Here is a 19,597-nt window from a genome sequence, read left to right as displayed (position 1 = left end):
TTAATGTTTGGCTACCAAGCTGTTTAGAATTTTAAGAAATATGTTGGTAGCTTGGGATTGTTAAAAATTCTTCAAATTCATCTTGTATTGTTAACTCAGAAAAAATTTCAGCTGCTTCTTCAAAACGCCCAGTTACATAATTTTCATATCCAACTTGGTCTTCAATTTTTTGAAGCTCTTCTTTTAGTATTTTTTTAAATAACACGACATCAATTTTTTGGCCATTTTCTAATTTACCCTCAGGATGTCTAATCCATTGCCATACTTGTGTACGAGAAATTTCAGCTGTAGCTGCATCTTCCATCATATTATTGATAGGTGCAGCACCGTTACCTCTCAACCAAGAAGCAATATATTGCACACCAACACTGCAATTGATTCGTAATCCATCTTCAGTAATCGTACCTTGTGGAACTTCCAATAAATCTTCAGCAGTTACATGTACATCCTCACGCTTACGATGAATCTGATTTGGCGTTTTCATATGCTCATCAAATTGTTCCATTGCAACAGGTACTAAGCCAGGATGCGCAACCCATGTTCCATCATGTCCATCTGTCACTTCACGTCTTTTATCTTCACGAACCTTTTCAAACGCAATCTCATTTGCTACAGCATCATCCTTGATAGGAATTTGTGCAGCCATACCACCCATAGCAGGTGCATTACGTTTATGGCAAGTTTGGATACATAATTGTGTATACGCTCTCATAAATGGCGATGTCATCGTTACTTGGCCTCTATCAGGTAAAATAACATCCGAATGATTACGTAGTCGCTTAATATAACTAAATATATAATCCCATCGCCCACAATTTAAGCCAGCAGAGTGATCTTTTAGCTCATATAGTATTTCATCCATTTCAAATGCCGCCGTTATCGTTTCAATTAGGACTGTTGCTTTAATCGTACCTTGCGGAATATCAAGATAGTCTTGCGCAAAGACAAACACATCATTCCATAATCTCGCTTCTAAATGACTTTCTAATTTTGGTAAATAAAAATATGGACCAGATCCACGTTCGATTAATTCTTTTGCATTGTGATAGAAATATAAACCAAAATCAAAAAGGCTTCCTGACATTTGCTCACCATTGATTTCTACATTTCTTTCCAATAAGTGCAACCCTCTTGGACGAACTAACAACGTTGCAGTTTTATCATTCAAACGATATTCTTTACCATTTGATGATTGACTAAAGGAAATTGTTTTACGTACTGCATCGTACATATTAATTTGACCTTCAATCATATTTTCCCATGTTGGAGAAGTAGCGTCTTCGAAACATGCCATAAACATTTTAGCTCCTGAATTTAAAGCATTAATAACCATCTTTCGTGTAACTGGACCAGTAATTTCAACTCGGCGGTCTTGCAAATCTTCAGGTAAGGTGGCAATTGTCCAATCACTTTCCCGGATTTCCTTCGTTTCATCTAAAAAGTTTAAAGCAGTGCCTTCATCTAATTGCTTTTGGCGTTCTTCCCTTTGTTCTAATAATACTTTTCTTCTTTCATTAAATCGCAACTGTAATGTTGCAATAAATTGCAAAGCATCCGGTGTCAAGATTTTTTCTGTTGATGCATTTTGTGAACCTTTTATCTCAATAGTAGGCTTGGTAGTTTGTTGAATCCCCAAATGAATCATCCTTTCAAATTAGCTACTTAGAAAAACAATGATAGACTGTTTGAAGCACTCTATGAATATCTATATCTCAAATTATTGTAAGCAATTTAAATATAGGTTTTATAAATAGAAGGTACAACAAACAGTCGTGTTGTCATATTTGACTAATTGGTTCAATTAAGCAAACTGTGCAGTTTCAGTTGAACCTTTCATAGCTGTAGTTGAAGACGTACCACCTGAAATCACTTGTGATACTTCATCAAAGTATCCAGTACCTACTTCACGTTGGTGTTTAGTTGCTGTATAACCCTTTTCTTCACTTGCAAATTCTTCTTGTTGTAATTTAGAGTATGCAGCCATTCCATTATCTTTATAGTCATGAGCTAATTTGAACATACTATGATTTAATGCATGGAAACCTGCTAGTGTTACAAATTGGAATTTGTATCCCATTTTTCCTAGTTCAATTTGGTATTGTGCAATCGTTTCATCATCAAGATTTGCTTTCCAGTTGAACGATGGAGAACAGTTATAAGCTAATAGCTTGCCTGGGAATTTCTCATGAATCGCATCAGCAAATTGTTTTGCTTCTTTTAAATCGGGTTTAGATGTTTCACACCAAACAAGATCTGCATATGGTGCATAAGCTAAACCACGAGCAATTGCTTGATCGATACCAGGTTTTGTACGGAAGAATCCTTCTGGTGTTCTTTCGCCTGTGATAAATTCTGCATCACGAGGGTCAATATCACTTGTAACCATGTCTGCTGCATCCGCATCAGTACGAGCGATTAAAATAGTAGGAACACCTGATACATCTGCTGCTAAACGAGCAGCAATTAGGTTACGGATTGCATTTTGTGTTGGTAATAACACTTTTCCACCTAAGTGACCACATTTTTTCTCAGATGCTAATTGGTCCTCAAGGTGAACTCCTGCTGCACCAGCTTCGATCATTCCTTTGATTAATTCAAAGACATTTAACGGGCCACCAAATCCTGCTTCTGCATCTGCTACGATTGGAGCAAACCAGTCAAACTCGTCTTTACGACCTTCTGCATAATCAATTTGATCTGCACGTTGTAGTGCTTGATTGATACGTTTTACTACTTGTGGAACAGAGTTTGCAGGATATAAAGATTGGTCTGGATACATTTGACCAGAAAGGTTTGCATCAGCTGCAACTTGCCAACCACTTAAGTAAATTGCTTTTAAACCTGCTTTAACTTGTTGAACTGCTTGATTTCCCGTAAGGGCTCCAAGTGCATTGATAAAATCTTCTTCTTGCAAAGATTTCCATAAACGGTTTGCACCTTTTTCTGCTAAGGTATGTTGAATTTGTACTGATCCTCTTAGTTTTACTACTTCCTCAGCCGTATATGGACGCTCAATACCATTCCAGCGCTCCTCATTTTTCCAGCTTTTTTCAAGTTGCTCAATTTGTTGTTGTCTTGTTAACATATAATCCACACCTTCCACTTTGTCTTTTTAACGCTAGCTCTTTATATAAAATACACCCCTATATTTTGTTGCATAACAGCTATCGTTGTTATAAACTAATATACAACAGAAGGTGTATTTTGTTATTATTTTTGGATGAAATCCCCTTTTTTTGAGATAAATGATTGTATTTCAAAGATGAATGAGGAGGAAGATAAAATGGTACAGGAAACAGAAATTTCTATTAAGATAGCAGCAAATCAGTACTGTTCTTTATTAAAAGATTGGCTTCCAGAAGATGCTTCAATTGCAATTGCAGTTGAGGAGACCTATGTTTATTACGCTGCTGGTACACATGACATTCTATTAGATAACGGGAAAAAGATTAAAAGAGGAAGTATTGCAGATCAAGTGATTAATAAGCGAAGGAAAGTAGAAGCTATTATAGATGAGGAACTTCTTGGTACTGCATACTACGGTATTGGTTATCCTATAAATTTCTTAGGGAAACCTGCTGCTTTAATCATTATTCTTTCCCCTGAACACCCAGAGGCTAAAGGTAAACCTTTACGATTCGTGACAGGAAAACAGCAAGATCAATGGGTACCAATCTCCATTGAACAAATATCTCACTTTGAAAGTCTAAATAAAAAAACTTGGTTTTATGTTGATGATGAACAATACAAAATCAATTTTACCTTAAAAGAACTATCGAGAAGATTACCAGACTTCTTTTTAAGAATCCATCGTTCCTATATTATTAACATCCACTCTATTGATCGAATAACACGTGATTTTTCATCGAACTTAATCATTAGCATGAAAAATGGTACAGAGCTTCCTGTAAGTAATTCATATTTAATTGATGTGAAACGAGTATTAGAATTTTAATCTTTTTATTTAAACAAAAAGCTATTTCTGAAAAGCCCTTTAAGACACATCCATAGTAACGAAACGTGAAAGTAATGATTGGATAATCGCTAGAGCAGTACTTTATAGCTTATATTTTTTACAAAAAGAAGGACTTTCCTATAAGATTTTTATAGGAAAGCCCCTCTTTTTTAAGATGCTATTTTACTAATATTATAGTTTAAATCGTACCACTTTATTTTGAAGTTCTTCGGATAGGTTAGCTAACTCTTGTGCATTTTTGCTAATTTCTTCATTTGAAGCAAGTTGTTCTTCAGTAGCAGCACTTGTGTCATTTGCACCATCAGCAACTGAAGATGCCAATTCTTGAACTTGTTTTGCTCCATTAGTTACTCGTTCTGTTTCATCTTGGATTTTTTTGATTGCAACAGAAACAAATTCAACTTTTTCAACAACGCCTTGAACGCCTGTCTCAATTTCATTGAAAACACTTAGTGATTCGTGAGTTTTATTAAGTCCCTCTTTTACTTTTTCTCCACCAGTAGTAATCGCTTTTACTGCATTGGCAGAAGCATTTTGGATTAATTGAACCATTGATTCAATTTCAGATGCTGAATTTTTAGATTGTTCAGCGAGATTTCTTACTTCTTCAGCTACTACAGCAAAACCTTTACCATATTCTCCAGCTCTAGCTGCTTCTATTGCTGCATTTAGCGCAAGTAAATTAGTTTGTTCTGAGATATCTGTTATTAAATTTGTAATAGATTGAATGTCATCAGAATGCTTAGCCATCATTTGCATAATTTCTGTTGTTTCTTGGAATGTACTATGGATGGTATCCATTTGAGTAGCTACATCTGAAACAACTAAAGAACCTTGATCGACTAAACGATTTACACCATTTGTTGCTTGAAGCATTTCTGTATTATGACTAGCAATTTGATCGACGCTTTGTTGCATTTCTAACATAGAATTTACAGAACTAGTTATATGTTTAACCTGTTGTTCACTAGCTGCCATTTGTTCCTCTGCTGATTTTGCAACCATTTGTGTAGATGCTAAACTTTCTTGTGAGCTTGCAGATAATTCTTCTGCATTCGCAGCAACTTGCAAAGAAGTATCACGTACACTCGAAACAATACCTCTTAAATCCTTCGACATGCGATTAAAAGTAGAGGCCATTACACCTATTTCATCTTTATTGTTTACTTTAATCGGTTCAACAGCTAAATTACCGTTTGCGATTTCTTCCAATCCATTTGTGATTTTATGTACAGGTTTTGAAATACTTTTACTTATTAAATATGAAATAACAATACCAACTAATAAACTGATGATGGTTAATACAATGACAATTATATTAGCTGTATTTTGATATTTTTGTAACTCAGTTCTCGTATCTGCCATATGATTTTCTTGGACTTTTTTTAAATCTGCTAAGATTTTTAAAACTTCCCCATTTAATTTATACGATTGAGCTGAATATTGACTGTAATCTTTTCCTGCTTTCTTTAGTTCGATAACTTTGTTGTTAGATTCAAATAATAATTGACTTTGCGTTCTAAGATCTGCTAATAGTTTTTTGGATTCCTTATCCTTGGAACTCTTAATCAATGCTTTTGCGGAAGCTGACCCTTTCTCAATTTGAGCCTGAAAATTGGCTACAGCCTCGTCTTTACCAAACATTACATATTCCAAGATTGCAGTTGCCATATCTTTTTGAATGACAACAATATCTTCTACATAGTTAATGCGCTCAACATCATTATCTAAAACAACTTCATATCTGCCTGTGAGATCAAAGGTTGAATAGATAGATAGAGTAGAAATTACTATTAATAAGATTAAAATGGATGAAAAACCAACCCACATCTTTTTAGCTATTGTTTTTTTCATATTACGACTCCTTTTGACTATATTCGACACTGTAACATTATACTATATTCACTTATTTAGTAAAACAAAAAGGTAATTATACTCAAAAATTTAATAATAAATATAATCCTATGTAACTATATAAATTACTACAAAACATCTTATTTATTATTATCACTTTTGAAATATAAAATTTCTTCTTCTCTTAATAAATAAAATATATTTATTTTTACAAAAAAGGTTGAAAAATATGCTTAATTTTGTATAATAAATAACGTTTTAGTAAACTTGAAGTTTTGTAAAACTAAACTTTTGTTATTCAGAGTTAGGCGAAAGTAAACTTACCTAGCTCCTAGTTTACAGATAGTAAATAATTGAGGAGTTCGTTTAGATGCAAATTGGCAAAAAAATTAAACGACTTCGCCTAAAAAAAGGGCTAACCCAAGAAGAATTAGGCGAAAGAACAGATTTGAGCAAAGGATACATCTCTCAACTAGAAAGAGATTTAAACTCTCCTTCTATTGAAACACTCTTCGCATTATTAGAAGTTCTTGGTTCTACCCCCAAGGAATTTTTTGATGATGAAGTAGAGGAACAAAAAGTTGTATATACAGAAGAAGATCACACTATTTACACGGACGAGGAAAAAAAATATTGTATTGAATGGCTTATTCCAACTTCCAATGAAAAAGAAATTGAACCCGTCATGATCACTTTTGAAGAACACGGGGAATTCAAGCAATTCGAGCCTTCTTTATCCGAAACTTTTATATACGTCTTAGAAGGACGAGTAAGACTTATTTTAGGTAAACAAACATTTGTCGCATCAAAAGGACAGACAATCTACTTTGATGCTTCTGACAATCATCAATTATTCAATGATTTTGCAGGTAAGACAGAAATTTTATTAGTTGCAACTGAATCATATTTGTAGCATTGGAGGACAGTAAATGACAGAAAACACTATTATTCGCTTTGATAATGTTTCAAAATCATATAGCGATGGCACGATTGTATTAAAAGATATTAGCTTTGAAATGGAACGTGGTAAGTTTTATACCCTACTAGGTCCATCAGGCTGTGGTAAAACAACTATTTTACGTCTTATCGCTGGCTTTATGGAACCAACAAACGGGACTATTTATTTTAATGGTAAAAAAATTAATAATGTTCCTGCAAATGAACGACAAGTTAACACTGTATTCCAAGACTATGCACTGTTTCCTCATTTAAATGTCTTCGAAAATGTTGCATTTGGTTTACGTATTAAAAAAGTAAGCGAAGCAGAAATTATTAAAAGAGTGGAAGAAGCTTTAAAGTTTGTTAACTTAGCTGGTTATAGTCAAAGAGAAATATCGGAAATGTCAGGTGGTCAACGTCAACGTGTTGCGATTGCAAGAGCGATAGTAAATGATCCAGAAATCATTCTACTAGATGAACCTCTTTCCGCACTTGATTTAAAACTACGTACAGAAATGCAATACGAACTTCGTGAATTACAACAACGTTTAGGAAAAACTTTTGTTTTTGTAACACATGACCAAGAAGAAGCACTTGCAATGTCAGATGAGATTTTCGTATTAAATGAAGGACTTATCCAACAAAGTGGCTCCCCTGTTGATATTTATGATGAACCAATTAACCGCTTTGTAGCTGATTTCATTGGTGAATCCAATATTGTTCCAGGGATTATGGTAAAAGACTTCGAAGTTACGTTTACGGGTAAAACTTTTGAGTGTGTTGACCAAGGGCTGAATCCAAATGAAAAGGTAGATATCGTCATCCGCCCAGAAGATTTAGAAATAACTGATGTTGAGCATGGAAAACTAGTTGTTAAAGTAGATACTCAGCTTTTCCGTGGCGTACATTATGAACTTTCAACTTATGACCAAGATGGCAACGAATGGCTTGTACACTCATTGAAAAAAGCAGATGTTGGTGCAAAAATCGGCTTAGACTTTGACCCAGAAGCTATTCATGTAATGCGTTTAAATGAATCTGAAGAAGATTTCGATAAACGATTAGAATCCTATGGAGAAGATGAAAATGCGTAAGAAAGGGAATTTACTTTCACTAATCCCCTATTATATTTGGATTCTATTATTTGTAATTGCACCAATTCTTTTAGTCGCATATTATTCCCTATTAGATTTACATGGTCATTTTACGATAGAAAACTATAAAAATTTCTTTACTAGTGTTTATTTGAAAATGACATTGAGTTCTTTCTGGTATGCGTTTTTAATTACTTTATTTTCATTGTTGGTATCTTATCCAGCAGCATATTTCATCACAAAATTGAAGCATAAACAGCTTTGGCTTATTTTAATCATTATTCCTTCATGGATTAATCTACTTTTAAAAACATATGCATTCATAGGCATTTTTGGTAATAAAGGACCTATTAACGCTTTTGTACAAGCTATTGGCTTACCAAAGCAACAAATTCTATTTACAGATATTGCATTTGTATTTGTAGCTGTTTATATCTTTATACCATTTATGATACTACCTATTTTCAATGCACTCGATAAGTTAAATCCTGCATTAATCGATGCTTCACGTGATTTGGGTGCTTCTAAATTTACTACTTTACGTAGAGTTGTGATACCGTTGACGATGAATGGTATTAAATCAGGGATTCAAGCCGTATTTATCCCTTCCCTATCTCTATTTATGATTACACGCTTAATAGCAGGGAACAGAGTGATTACGCTTGGTACTGCTATTGAGGAACAATTTTTAGTTACTCAAAACTGGGGAATGGGTTCCACAATTGCTGTATTTTTAATTATCTTCATGTTGATCATCATGCTCTTTACTGGTGAAAAACGGAAAGGAGCGGTACGTAATGGAAAAACTAAGTAAAAAATCTAGACTCTACTTAGCATTCGTCTTTGTTGTTCTTTACGCACCTATTCTTTTCCTAGTGTTTTATTCTTTCAATAGTGGAGATTCAATGACGAACTTTAAATCATTCACATTAAGTCACTATAAAGATGTGTTCAATGATTCAAGATTGATAGTAATATTGATCAATACGGTTGTCGTAGCCTTACTTTCGGCCTTGATATCAACAATTATAGGTACACTTGGTTCAATCGGTATCATCGCTATTCGCAATCGCAAACTACGAAATATGGTTTTATCATTAAATAATATTCTTATTGTTAGCCCAGATGTTATTATCGGTGCATCATTTTTAATATTATTTACGATGGTTGGCGTTAAATTAGGGTTTACTTCCGTTTTACTTTCCCATGCAGCGTTTAGTATTCCGATTGTGGTCTTAATGGTATTACCAAAATTGCAAGAAATGAATTCATCATTGATTGATGCCGCATTGGATTTAGGGGCAAGCCGTCGTGATGTTTTAACACGTGTCATCTTGCCATATATCAAACCTGGTATTTTTGCAGGATTCTTTATGGCCTTAACTTATTCTTTAGATGACTTTGCTGTTACATTCTTTGTTACGGGAAATGGTTTTAGCACTCTTTCTGTTGAAATCTATTCAATGGCTCGTGCTGGAGTATCTTTAACCGTTAACGCTATATCAGGAATCGTATTCTTTGTAACATTGATCCTTGTATTAGGTTATTACTTTATCTCAAATCACCAATCTAGAACGGGGGCTCAAAAATGAAAGCATTAGTACGAGCTACCATCGGTATTCTACTTGTTAGTGGTGTTCTTATGTATATTGCGCATGCAATGGATACTACTTCAGGTAAATCCGGAAAAAATATTTTAACGGTCTATAACTGGGGAGAATATATCGATCCAGCATTACTTAAGAAATTTGAAAAAAAAACAGGTATTCATGTTGTATATGAAACCTTTGATTCAAATGAAGCAATGATGACAAAAATCGAACAAGGTGGAACGAACTATGATATCGCTGTTCCATCTGAGTATACGATTGAACAAATGAAAGAACGTCATTTATTAAAAAAAATCGATCATAGTAAAGTTCCAAATTTAAAGAATATAGAACCCGATTTCTTAAACCTAGATTTTGATAAAGATAATCAGTATTCTATTCCTTATTTCTGGGGAACAGTAGGAATTGTTTATAATACAAAAATGATTAAGAACCATAACTTTGAAAGTTGGGACGAACTTTGGGATCCTTCTTTAAAAGGTAAAGTTATTTTGGTCGATAGTGCTCGGGAAGTTATGGGTGTTGGTTTAAATAGTATGGGTAAATCTCTTAACTCAACCGATAGCCATGAATTACAGGCTGCTACTAATAAACTGATTAAAATGGCACCTAATGTAAAAGCAGTTATTGGAGATGAAGTTACTCAGTTAATGATTAACGGTGATGCTGAAGTAGCCTTAACATGGTCTGGGCAAGCTGCAGATATGATGTACGAAAATGAAGACTTGACCTACAGTGTTCCTAAAGAAGGATCTAATTTATGGTTTGATAATATGGTTATTCCAAAAACGTCAAAAAACATTGACGGAGCACATAAATTTATCAACTTCATGTTAGATCCTAAAGTTGCTGCACAAAATGCAGACTACGTCGGTTACTCTACTCCGAACAGAGCGGCATTAAAGTTACTCGATCCCGAAGTTGTCAATGATGAACGCTACTACCCTCCTAAAGAAGTTCGTAACAAGCTTCATGTATATAAAAACTTAGGAAAACAAAAAATCGGTGAGTACAATGAACAATTTTTGAAATTCAAAATGTCCATTCGGTAAGATTTAAAAAATATAAGTTATCTAAGTCTATGAGAAAGGGAAATTGCATGACGCAATTTCCCTTTTCTGCATATATGTATAACTTTTTTAATCTAATTTTATTGAATGACATATACACAACCGTTATAATGAAAAATAGTTTTAACATATATTTAGCATCACGAAATAAATAAGGAGATATTATACTATTATGAACAAAAGCAACAAATTTGCACTCCTATTATTAATGTTCAATATGTTTATAACGATGAGCGCTATTGGCTTAATCATTCCAATCATGCCTAACTTTCTTAAGGAATTTGGCGCAACGGCAAAAGTATTAGGATATTTAATCTCCATTATTGCTTTTGCTCAATTTATTTTTTCGCCAATTGCAGGAAGTCTTTCTGATCGCATTGGAAGAAAAAAATTAATCATCTTTGGTTTACTTCTTAATGGCTCTTGCCAAATTCTATTTGGATTAGCTACAGATTTATGGGAATTGTTCATATTACGGTTTCTAATAGGGGTAGGTTCTGCTTTCATAACTCCTCCTATAATGGCATTCGCTGCTGATATTACTACCTTAGAACAACGTGGTAAAGCCATGGGGATGATTGGTGCAGCTATTTCTTTTGGTTTTATGATTGGACCAGGAATTGGTGGCGCATTATCTAATGTAAGTTTGCACTTTCCTTTCTTTGTAGCAGGTGCAGCCGCTATTATCTCTGGTATTTTATCATTACTCTTTTTACCCAAAACGGCACCAGTTATTGTTGAAGCACCAGCTGGCAATAATATCGTAAAAGAAATGATTCGCTCGGTTAAAACACCTTATTTTATATTGTTAGTGGTTGTTTTTGTTTTCTCATTTGGTATTGCTAATTTCCAAGCAACGTTATCTATGTTTTTAACCTATAAATTTCACTACACTCCAAATGATATTGCTATCTTAATGACGGTTGGTGGGTTCGTTGGGGTAATTGTCCAAGGCCTTTTACTTGGACGTCTATTCAAACGATTTGGTGAGATGAATATTATTTTGATCAGTTTAGTTGTAGCGGCTATTTCTATGCTCGGTATGATTTTCGTTAGTGGTTTCTTTATTATTTTATTTGTTGCAACCACATTCCAAACAGCGACTACTCTAATCCGACCAGCGGTAAATACGCTTATTTCAAAAGTAGCTGGGCAGGAACAAGGTTATGCTGCAGGGATGAACAATGCTTATATGAGTCTTGGTAATATGATTGGACCAGCATTAGCAGGAACCCTGTTAGATTGGCATATGAATATTCCTTTTATCTTAGGGACTGTTATATTAATAGTGTGCTTCGGAATCACTTATATTTGGAACAAAAAATCATTTTCAATTCAATAATCTTAAAATTAAGCGGCACCCTCTGATCGCGAGATGTGCCGCTTTTATTATTTTCTTTTTTTCTTTAATAAAGATTCAACATCTAATCGCTTGTCTTCAATTTGTTTTTCTGTTTTTGTAGAGTTTTCCCTTATCAATACTCCTCTAATAGTCTTCCAACCAAAACGTCTTAAAGTAATATCAACAAAGAACAAGACCATAGCTATTAACACAAACCAAATTGTTATGTTTTGTTGTTCAAAACTACTTTTAGGCAAATTGCGAAATGCCTCTTTTGGTTTTTCTAACATTTTCCCACCAGTAGATTTAGCTATTTGTTGTAGTAGTTCAGAGTTTGGCTGTTGCAGCTGATATTCTTTGTTATATGGTATAGTAATACCCGCTTTAAATGTACCATTGTCTTCGTTTGAAACACTAAAGTAAACAAGCCCTGGCTTATGGTCAATATAAACCTTTGTTTTTCCTGGTGCAATTGTTTCTTCTGTTATTTCTACATCTTTTCCATCATCATCTACTACTGATATATCCATAAAAGCACTCTTTTGGGCTACGTCAGTGATTAAATAAGAACCATCCGTTTGTTGAGAAATGGAGTATGGTACTTCGTCAAATGAAGGAAGAATTTCAGAAACCGCTAAATTCCAGAATTGTGACCATTTGTTCCAACGTGCCCAATCACCTGCCCATTTTCCAGATGTATCTGATGTGTAGGCAATAGATTTTCCAAGACCATAATTCCATTGTGTAATAACTGGATCGTCTTTTTCGCTTTTCGCAATGACTTTCGCAGTTTGCTTTGCTGTAGTTGCAATATATGCATTCATCTGTGGAACGCCATCATTAAATAATGTATCCCATGGAGTTACAGAAGATATAATTGGATAAAATGGATGATCTTCAATATATGTTCTTGTCATCATTGATGTTTCACGCGCTAAAATGGAGGGAATCGTTTCCTCATCCCTTACATCATAAAAACGTCCATTTCCAAAACGCGAGAGTTCTTCTAATAATTTACGATCAGCATCATCACCAATTGCAACAGTCGACATAGTAATATTAGATTTTTTACCTTCTGCAGTCAGCACTTCATACGAAGCATTTGTTGAGGATTGCCCATCTGTTAGTAAGATAATATGCTTTCTCTGTAGCTTTAATGGCTTTAATTGTTCATATGCCATTTGCAGCGATTGGTATATTTCTGTTCCACCCTCTGGATTAACAGCTAAAATGTCTTTAATCGCTTGCTTTTTGTTTTTCAAAGGAGCTGTATCAATAATGCTCCACGGCTGACTATCAAATGCGATAAATCCGAATGTATCACTTTTTCTTAGTAATTCTACAGATCTTGCTGAGGCTTCCTTCGCCAGTTCAATTTTGTTTCCTGACATACTTCCTGAACGGTCCATGACGATGACTAGCCCTAAAGAAGGTAATTGTTCCTTCCCCTTCACTTCCATTTCTACAGGTAATAGTTTCTCAATTGGCGTTTTAAAATATCCACCTAGCCCAAAACTATTATCTCCCCCTACCATCATAAAACCGACACCAAAGTTTTTAACGGATTGTTCAATCAGCCTCATTTTCGCTTCTCCTACTTCATGACCAGGGACATTATCAAAAATAATCGCTTCGTATTGCAAGTATGAAGTTTGGCTAGAAGGTAATTCAGAAGCTGCAATATTCTTAATCGTTAGCTCTTTTCTTCCTATTATTTTTGCCAAAGTAGTAGATTGATTGTTTCCGTGCACTAGTAAAACACGTGGGGTACCTTTTACATTTGTGATGCTCATCCATTTATTATTTTCGATAAATGTATCATTTTTCACTTTAAGTATAGCTTCATATTTTAATAAGCCTTGTTTATTAGCAATATGTTTAACTGTGATCGTATTTTTCCCTACGTCTAATGAAACATTTTTCTTTGCAATCGTTTCATCATTTAATGTGATTACTAACTCTCCATCTGTTGGTTCAGTTGTTTCTATTTGAACTTGCAGTGGTTGTTCTTCACCTTCATAAGCTATGTTTGGTGTTTGGAAATCCGTGATGGCTGTATCTGTCACTTGATTGTTTGCAAGTTGGACTGTATCGATTTGTATATTATTATTCTTGAAATAATTTAATTGATTTTCTACATTTCCATTTGTCTCTAAACCATCAGAAAGCAATACAAGTCGTGATGCTTTATTTTTCGGTAACAGATTCGTGACCAATTGTAGTGCACTTGCTATATTTGTTTCGCTTGTATCAGATAAATCTTGCCATTTTGGTAATTGAATCGCTACGTTTGTAATACCAACATCTGTTTGAATCCCCTTTGCAAAGCTATAAACACCTACATTTTGCTTATCTTTTCTAGTCTTTAAACTCTCTTCAATCCAAGAAGCTACATTCTTATCTGTTCCCTTCATCGATGCAGAGCGATCGACTAAAAAAACTACTTGTTGTTGTCGAATAGGGAGCGAGAGATATGGGCTAGTAGCTGCAAATAGTAAACAAAAAATCGCAATAAATCGTAAGAAAAAGATGAACCAGTGTTCACGTGTTTGTAACGTTTTTGTCTTCAAAATCCAAATCATATATAAGACGAGGGGAATGACTAATAATAGCCAAATTGGTTGGTCAATTCGTAAATCCATATCTACGCTGCACCTCCCATTCCACTATTAGTAAAGCAAGTATCATAATGATAAGAATTGTACTAAAGATTGAATTGTCTTTATTGATAGTATTTTGTTTTGACAGCTCACCATACTGGAAACTCGTACCTTCAGACAAAGTCTTTTCTTGTTGCTCCAGTGCAACTACAAAATAAAGGGGGTCGCTATCGGTTTTAACATAATATAATCCAGGTTTTGATGGCGCTACAAAGCTACCACCATCCGCTATACTCTTGATATATTCGTTATTTGGAGTATAAATATCTATGCCTTTTTTACTTTCTGGTAAGGAAACAACTCTTTTTTCTCCGGGTTTAAAGGTCCCGAGTTGACTGTTATGGGCAGTCAGTTTTTCCTTTGCACTCCATAAGAAAAGAGGAAATGAAGGATGTAATGCCCAATCTGTCATCTGCAAATCCATTAATACAACAATATGACCATTTTCTGTTTGCTGTATTAATGGAGTATCTCCAACCGTTACTAAAGTTTTTGCATTCCGTACTTTTGGATAAACTTTTTCTACATAGATATCCTCAATTGATGCATATGAAAATAGTTTTGGATCAATTATTTTTACTTCACCGTCAACTTTTAGAGCTTTCTTATCATCTCTTCCAATTAATAATATTGGATTCTTTGATTGATGCAGTAGATCTGTATGATTTGTTACTAATATACTTTTACTCTGTATACTTTCCAATTGATTTGAAGAAATGGTACTTGCTGATGAATCAATCGATTGAAATGCTTTTGAAATTAACTGATGCAAAGATTGGTCGACAAATATTTGAGAACTATCAGTTGCTAATAACGTACTCATTGATTGGTCTGCAGCATATTCATCATTTGCCGTTAATCTAGCTGTTAAAGCATCTGTGCTCTTTAAATTATCCAATCTTACTTTTGTAATATGATTTGCTTTTAAATTGATGGTCTTTCTAGCAATCTCTTCTTGATTTGCATTATATATTTTCAAAGTAGTTTGTTGACTTTTTTGGTTTTGGTTTTCTATTTGAGCAATAGCCTCAATACCCTCTGCTGATTGAATTGCACCGAACCTTTGCAGTGAAATGTTTTGATGCTTTTTTTCAGATCCTTGAACAATCCATTTTATATTTTTCGTCCGCTTTGGTAATTGTTTTGGTTCAATAGCATCTGTAAAAATGTAAACTGCCGTTGATTTTTTTCCTATTATGCTTTGTAAAAAGTCCATCGTATTTGGCCAATCTTCATGACTATATGTAACTTGTAATTGTTGGATTGCTCTTTCAATCCTTGCTCTATTCTTTTCATCTTGTAATACTATTTTAGGTTCTGCCCCTACAGTTACAATTGTTACTGCTTTACCACCTAGTTTTTTTGATAGTGCTAGCATTTCGTTCTTATGCTTTTCAAAAATAGTTTCGTTTTCTTCCTTCGCTAGCATGGTCGAAGATGTATCCACTACCCAAATAATTTGTTCACCTGAGATGTTTTTTGTTTTTATATAGGGTTGTAGTAATACGAACATCATAAGAAGTAATGCGAACAATTGCAGATAAAATAGTGCATTTTGTTGTAGATGCTGTAAATAAGGGGATACTTTCGTTTCTTTCATAATTTCTCGCCAAAAAAGTGTGGATGAAACAGATTGCTGAATGTATTTTTTACGAAAGAAATAATAGATTATGACAATTAGTGGCATAATCATTGTCCATAAAAATGATAAATTTAAAAATCCCAATTACATCACCTCACCCAATCCAATGTACCTTTAACAATTGTTGGAATAATATATGCTGGATTCCATCATTCGTGTTAACTGGCAAAAAAGAAATTCCATATTGCTGGCATAACGCTATCAATTGACTTTGATGACGCTCACGCAGTTGTTGATATGAATTGAACACTGTTTGAGACATCGAAACATTTAAGGATTCTTTTGTTTCCATATCTAGAAGTTCTACATCCCCAGTATAAGCTGGGGCAATTTCTTGAGTAGTTTGTATTTGTAAAAAACGTATATCTCCAGCAACCTTTGGCGTTTGTTTCAAAAAAGTTCGCCACTTTTCAATAGGTTCTAATCCATCTGAAATAATTATTAATACTGTTAAATCTTTTGGAATGACTTTCATCGCATGATCAGTAAAATCACCAGCTATAGTAGGCTCCTCAAGCTGAGCTACTATTTGTTCAAATGCTTTTTGAAAGCTTGCGCCTTTTCTTCTAAAAGGAGGGACATTTTTTTCACTAACAAAACTAAATGATAAATGGTCGTCTTGGTTTAGTACCATGGCACCAAGTGCTACTGTTAATTGTTTTGCGACCATCCATTTAACTTCTTGGGACATCGACTTTGTAGTGTCTAAAAGAATATGAACACGCATTTCTTGTTCATCCAAAAATCTTTTAATATAATATTTTTCAGTTCGTGCATAGACATTCCAATCAATCTGGCGTACATCGTCACCGGAGTGGTACTCTCTAAAATCTGAAAACTCTAATGATGAACCAAAGCGTTGTGAGCGGTGAGAACCTTTATATTGACCACGTATTTTAGAATGACTTTGTAAACAATACCTGCGTATCTTACTACTCCATTCTGGAGGTAATATTGTATTTTTTATGTTCATACTTTTTGTCCTTGTTGTAATGCTTCCACAAGTTGATCAACTATATCGTCAACTTTTAGTCCTGAAGCCTCACCCTCATAATTTAATAGTAAGCGATGACGAAGAGCAGGTTTAACGACCGTTTTTATATCTGCAATTGAAACATGGAATCTTCCATTCATCAGAGCTCTTGATTTTGCTAATTTAATAATACTTTGTAAACCACGAGGACCACTTCCATACTCCACGTATTGCCGTACTATTTCTGGTGCATCTTCTTGATCCGGATGCGTAGCAACAACTAAGTCAGCAGCGTATTCCAACATATCATCAGCAATAATGACTTCTTTGACCATTTTTTGAATCTCTATTAGTTGGTTTGTTGATAATTTCTTTTCAAGCACAGTTTTGTTAACACCTGTCGTTCTTTTCATAATTTCTATCAATTCTTTTTTGGTTGGAGTAGCAACTTGAATCTTACATAGAAAACGGTCCATTTGTGCTTCCGGAAGTGGGTATGTTCCCTCCATTTCTATTGGATTTTGAGTGGCTAGAACGAAAAAAGGCTTTGACATTTGTTTCGTGTCACCTAGAACTGTCACTGTTTTTTCACCCATCGCTTCTAGCAAAGCACTTTGCGTTTTTGGGGTTGCACGGTTTATTTCATCTGCAAGTACCATTTGGCTAAAAATTGGACCTTCTTTAAATTTAAATTGAGATGTTCCATCAGGCATTCTTTCTATAATGCTTGTACCTGTAATATCTGCTGGCATCAAATCAGGTGTAAATTGAATCCTCGTAAAAGATAAATCTAAAACCTCAGAAATTGTACGAATAAGCATTGTCTTTCCTAATCCTGGAAGGCCTTCTAACAGTGCATGACCATCTGCTAATATTGCGTATAGCGTGAAGTCGATTGTTTCATCTTGCCCAACTATATATCGTCCAATTTCTCTTCTCACTTGCTCTAACTGTTTACTTGTTTGTTCGTATTGCTCTGCAGTGTATGTCATTATATTCCCCCTACTATTTCTCAACGGTTGAAAAGTATTGTTGAACAATTTGATGCAACTCTCCTGGAAGTTGCAAACGTTCAGTTGTTTGCATATAAGAATCTTTATAATTGCCTACCACTTCTTTGTATGAGCGGACAGATCCTCTTGAAATTTTCGCATTATTACTTTCTTGTATAGATTGAGGGCTTCCTCCATTTAACTTTCCACTATCAATCGTTGTTTTTCCTTTTTCCCCCATGCGTTTTGGAATAGCTATTAAATCCCTATTCCCTTTACCTATACCTGCACCAACACCGCTAGAACCAATGCCAGTGCCTTTACCTTGATTTCCGTTGCCACTTCCATTACTATTTCCACTGCTGCTACCACTGTTACTGTTAGTGCCATTATTAGTACTTCCATTGTTACTACTACTTTGTTGACCGTTTGATTGTGTTTGGCTATTTTGGTTACCAGATCGTAAAGGTGACTGATTTTGATCACCGCTTTGATTACTACTTGTTGTGTTATTGGTGGCATTTGATGGTGAAGATGAATTTTGACTTTGTGCCAGAGATGAATTTGATTGTGCTGACTGATTCAATGCAAGTTGTAAGCTTGGACTGATTGATGTTCCAGATTGACTTAATACTTTTTGGGTTTGTAAAACTTTTTTTGAAAGTGTTGTAGTTGTTTTCCTTAAATCTTTTAACTGTTCTAATTCCTCTTTTGATAATCCTTTTCCATTAGAAACTTTCTTTTCCTCAAGTTTTTGTTTTTTTAGTGCTAGCTCTTTTTGCTTTTTCACTAGTGCTTGTAATGTTTCTTCAGTCGTTTTTGACTTTTTTAAATCCTTTTGAAGTTTCTCAATTGCATTCTTTGTTTCTTTTGAGTGTGCTTTTTTCTTTATTTCACTAATATCCTTTTTCACCTTTGCTATCATGATTTTTTCTTCTTTAAAAGTCTTTGCAAGTTGCTGTGATGCAGAAGGAAAGAGGGACAATATTGCAATCCCAAAAATAATGGCCGTACTAGAAATGATTAACTTAAAATCCCATAAATTTTTTTGCCTTTTCTTATATTCAGATATTGCACTTGTTGTTTTTTTCTCTGTCCGTTTTATTAACTCTTGTGCTAAAGGTGTATTTACATCCTCTATCGAATACACTGTACGCAGTAAGTTGTCTGGAAAATATTCATCCAGAACATCTAATGATTGCTTTTTTGATGGTCGTTTGCACCATAAATAGAAAGCTGCTATAAAAAATGTTATAACAGCTACCCCCATTGCAATCTCTTGATAAAAAGGAAGGACAAAAAAGCGAGATAGAAGCAAAATTAGAAATGCCAATAATAAGGTATAGACAATCACTTGCTGACTATTTTTCAAAAAATACTCAAACAGCATACTATATCGAGCCTTTTGAACAGCATTAGCTATTTGACTACTACGTTTGCTCATT

Annotated in this window: 15 protein-coding genes; 7 read left to right on the top strand and 8 right to left on the bottom strand. The window is 34.4% G+C overall.

What is annotated here, in order from left to right:
* Positions 1-31: 31 nt before the first annotated feature.
* Positions 32-1,630 carry a malate synthase A gene (gene aceB / locus CW357_RS06175; protein WP_369973747.1) on the bottom strand — a complete coding sequence of 533 codons (1,599 nt, stop codon included), beginning with the start codon at positions 1,628-1,630 and terminating at the stop codon, positions 32-34.
* 171 nt (positions 1,631-1,801) lie between these two features.
* Positions 1,802-3,085 carry an isocitrate lyase gene (gene aceA, locus CW357_RS06170; RefSeq protein WP_119414721.1) on the bottom strand — a complete coding sequence of 428 codons (1,284 nt, stop codon included), beginning with the start codon at positions 3,083-3,085 and terminating at the stop codon, positions 1,802-1,804.
* A 198-nt stretch (positions 3,086-3,283) separates the two neighbouring features.
* Here aceA and CW357_RS06165 point away from each other — a divergent pair, with 198 nt between their 5' ends.
* Positions 3,284-3,955, top strand: a complete 672-nt coding sequence (locus CW357_RS06165; protein WP_119414720.1) for a LytTR family DNA-binding domain-containing protein — start codon at positions 3,284-3,286, stop codon at positions 3,953-3,955.
* Between the two features lie 192 nt (positions 3,956-4,147).
* Here the strand turns inward: CW357_RS06165 and CW357_RS06160 are convergent, their stop codons facing one another.
* Positions 4,148-5,830 carry a methyl-accepting chemotaxis protein gene (locus CW357_RS06160; protein WP_124217607.1) on the bottom strand — a complete coding sequence of 561 codons (1,683 nt, stop codon included), beginning with the start codon at positions 5,828-5,830 and terminating at the stop codon, positions 4,148-4,150.
* Positions 5,831-6,200: 370 nt separating this feature from the next.
* On the opposite strand from CW357_RS06160, the gene CW357_RS06155 reads away from it, so the two are divergent.
* From CW357_RS06155 to CW357_RS06130, 6 genes are all read left to right on the top strand, one after another.
* Positions 6,201-6,743 (top strand): helix-turn-helix domain-containing protein, encoded by a 543-nt coding sequence (locus CW357_RS06155; protein ID WP_124217606.1) that lies wholly within the window; start codon positions 6,201-6,203, stop codon positions 6,741-6,743.
* Positions 6,744-6,759: 16 nt separating this feature from the next.
* Positions 6,760-7,863, top strand: coding sequence for an ABC transporter ATP-binding protein (locus tag CW357_RS06150; RefSeq protein ID WP_119414717.1), 1,104 nt, complete (start codon positions 6,760-6,762; stop codon positions 7,861-7,863).
* A complete protein-coding gene (locus CW357_RS06145; RefSeq protein ID WP_119414716.1) occupies positions 7,856-8,677 on the top strand; it encodes an ABC transporter permease in 822 nt (273 codons plus the stop codon). The genes CW357_RS06150 and CW357_RS06145 overlap by 8 nt, the downstream gene beginning before the upstream one ends.
* Positions 8,661-9,455: an ABC transporter permease gene (locus tag CW357_RS06140; protein ID WP_124217605.1), complete on the top strand. Its 795-nt coding sequence runs from the start codon at positions 8,661-8,663 to the stop codon at positions 9,453-9,455. The genes CW357_RS06145 and CW357_RS06140 overlap by 17 nt, the downstream gene beginning before the upstream one ends.
* Positions 9,452-10,525, top strand: a complete 1,074-nt coding sequence (locus CW357_RS06135) for an ABC transporter substrate-binding protein (RefSeq protein ID WP_124217604.1) — start codon at positions 9,452-9,454, stop codon at positions 10,523-10,525. Before CW357_RS06140 ends, CW357_RS06135 begins: the two co-directional genes overlap by 4 nt.
* 190 nt (positions 10,526-10,715) lie before the next feature.
* On the top strand, positions 10,716-11,885 hold the full coding sequence (locus tag CW357_RS06130) for an MFS transporter (RefSeq protein WP_124217603.1): 1,170 nt from the start codon (positions 10,716-10,718) through the stop codon (positions 11,883-11,885).
* 47 nt (positions 11,886-11,932) lie between these two features.
* On the opposite strand, the gene CW357_RS06125 is transcribed toward CW357_RS06130, so the two are convergent.
* From CW357_RS06125 to CW357_RS06105, 5 genes are read right to left on the bottom strand one after another with little or no spacing between them, the layout of a single operon-like run.
* A complete protein-coding gene (locus CW357_RS06125) occupies positions 11,933-14,527 on the bottom strand; it encodes a VWA domain-containing protein (RefSeq protein WP_124217602.1) in 2,595 nt (864 codons plus the stop codon).
* Positions 14,511-16,271 carry a vWA domain-containing protein gene (locus tag CW357_RS06120; RefSeq protein WP_124217601.1) on the bottom strand — a complete coding sequence of 587 codons (1,761 nt, stop codon included), beginning with the start codon at positions 16,269-16,271 and terminating at the stop codon, positions 14,511-14,513. Before CW357_RS06120 ends, CW357_RS06125 begins: the two co-directional genes overlap by 17 nt.
* Positions 16,272-16,281: 10 nt before the next feature.
* A complete protein-coding gene (locus CW357_RS06115; RefSeq protein ID WP_124217600.1) occupies positions 16,282-17,160 on the bottom strand; it encodes a DUF58 domain-containing protein in 879 nt (292 codons plus the stop codon).
* On the bottom strand, positions 17,157-18,152 hold the full coding sequence (locus CW357_RS06110; RefSeq protein ID WP_124217599.1) for an AAA family ATPase: 996 nt from the start codon (positions 18,150-18,152) through the stop codon (positions 17,157-17,159). The genes CW357_RS06115 and CW357_RS06110 overlap by 4 nt, the downstream gene beginning before the upstream one ends.
* Before the next feature lie 13 nt (positions 18,153-18,165).
* A complete protein-coding gene (locus CW357_RS06105; RefSeq protein ID WP_124217598.1) occupies positions 18,166-19,596 on the bottom strand; it encodes a hypothetical protein in 1,431 nt (476 codons plus the stop codon).
* Position 19,597: the final 1 nt, after the last annotated feature.

Origin of the sequence: Rummeliibacillus sp. TYF005, assembly GCF_003844195.1 — a bacterium.
Classification (GTDB): Bacteria; Bacillota; Bacilli; order Bacillales_A; family Planococcaceae; genus Rummeliibacillus.
This window is presented reverse-complemented; position numbering and strand designations above follow the sequence as displayed.

What these genes read in the sequence shown, in the direction of transcription:
- CW357_RS06145 (WP_119414716.1), top strand. Translation starts at nt 7,856, where the DNA reads ATGCGTAAGAAAGGGAATTTACTTTCACTAATCCCCTATTATATTTGG.
- CW357_RS06150 (WP_119414717.1), top strand. Translation starts at nt 6,760, where the DNA reads ATGACAGAAAACACTATTATTCGCTTTGATAATGTTTCAAAATCATAT.
- CW357_RS06160 (WP_124217607.1), bottom strand. Translation starts at nt 5,830, where the DNA reads ATGAAAAAAACAATAGCTAAAAAGATGTGGGTTGGTTTTTCATCCATT.
- CW357_RS06130 (WP_124217603.1), top strand. Translation starts at nt 10,716, where the DNA reads ATGAACAAAAGCAACAAATTTGCACTCCTATTATTAATGTTCAATATG.
- CW357_RS06135 (WP_124217604.1), top strand. Translation starts at nt 9,452, where the DNA reads ATGAAAGCATTAGTACGAGCTACCATCGGTATTCTACTTGTTAGTGGT.
- CW357_RS06155 (WP_124217606.1), top strand. Translation starts at nt 6,201, where the DNA reads ATGCAAATTGGCAAAAAAATTAAACGACTTCGCCTAAAAAAAGGGCTA.
- CW357_RS06125 (WP_124217602.1), bottom strand. Translation starts at nt 14,527, where the DNA reads ATGGATTTACGAATTGACCAACCAATTTGGCTATTATTAGTCATTCCC.
- aceA (WP_119414721.1), bottom strand. Translation starts at nt 3,085, where the DNA reads ATGTTAACAAGACAACAACAAATTGAGCAACTTGAAAAAAGCTGGAAA.
- CW357_RS06140 (WP_124217605.1), top strand. Translation starts at nt 8,661, where the DNA reads ATGGAAAAACTAAGTAAAAAATCTAGACTCTACTTAGCATTCGTCTTT.
- CW357_RS06110 (WP_124217599.1), bottom strand. Translation starts at nt 18,152, where the DNA reads ATGACATACACTGCAGAGCAATACGAACAAACAAGTAAACAGTTAGAG.
- CW357_RS06165 (WP_119414720.1), top strand. Translation starts at nt 3,284, where the DNA reads ATGGTACAGGAAACAGAAATTTCTATTAAGATAGCAGCAAATCAGTAC.
- CW357_RS06115 (WP_124217600.1), bottom strand. Translation starts at nt 17,160, where the DNA reads ATGAACATAAAAAATACAATATTACCTCCAGAATGGAGTAGTAAGATA.
- CW357_RS06105 (WP_124217598.1), bottom strand. Translation starts at nt 19,596, where the DNA reads ATGAGCAAACGTAGTAGTCAAATAGCTAATGCTGTTCAAAAGGCTCGA.